Genomic DNA, 724 nt, shown 5'->3' with positions numbered 1-724 from the left:
AGCGCATGCTCATGCGCCGTCCGCAACGGCCGCAGATCGCAATTCCTTGTAACAGGGCTGCCCCCTTGCGCGGTACGCCAGAGTGTCCTGCCTCATAGCGGAAGATGGTATCTGCCAGTCGCCCCTGGTTGGCCATGAACTCCTCCCAGCTGATATAGCCTGGGTGAGCGGCGTGGAGGCAAACCGCCCAATCCGCGATCGCCACCTTGACCGTTCCCGTCAGCGATCCCGGCCGGCATCGGCTCGGATCCTTTTGCCGGCGGCCATAAACATACGCCCCAGCATAGGCCGGATTTTGAAGGATACTAAGGACGCGTGCACTATCTGGCGCACGCCAGACGATCGCGTGTGGAGATGGTCCAAGCAGCGGTCGAACCGGCAAGGACAATCCGTTCCTGTCCAAGTACCGCATCACACGGCGAGCGCTTTGCAGTTCCCGGAATTTGGCAAACACGAGATGAAGACGGGCCTGCACCTCCTCATCGGGATTGAGAACAATTGTGCCGGCTCGATCATAGGCGAGCCCGGCCGGCAAGGGCAGCCGCAGTTCGCCCCGTGCCGCCTTCTGGCGTTCTCCTTGGTGAAGGCGCATCCGAAGCTGATGCAGCTCTGCCTCGCTCATGATGCCGGACAAGCCCAACAGCAGGCGGTCGTGGTAGGCGCGCGGATCGTAAAGCCGCTCGCCATCCGCAATGAGCACGCCGAACACCGAGCACAGCTCGAG

General features: G+C 62.2%; 1 protein-coding gene. It reads right to left on the bottom strand.

Features of this window, described 5'->3' with window-relative positions; translation table 11 throughout:
- Positions 1–724: recombinase family protein (locus IVA78_RS28870; protein ID WP_247468924.1), on the bottom strand; the 724-nt coding region annotated here is incomplete at both ends.

It is taken from the genome of Bradyrhizobium sp. 137 (assembly GCF_023074095.1).
Lineage (GTDB): Bacteria > Pseudomonadota > Alphaproteobacteria > Rhizobiales > Xanthobacteraceae > Bradyrhizobium.
The sequence above is the reverse complement of the archived record's forward strand: the minus strand, read 5'-3'. Positions and strand labels throughout refer to the sequence as shown.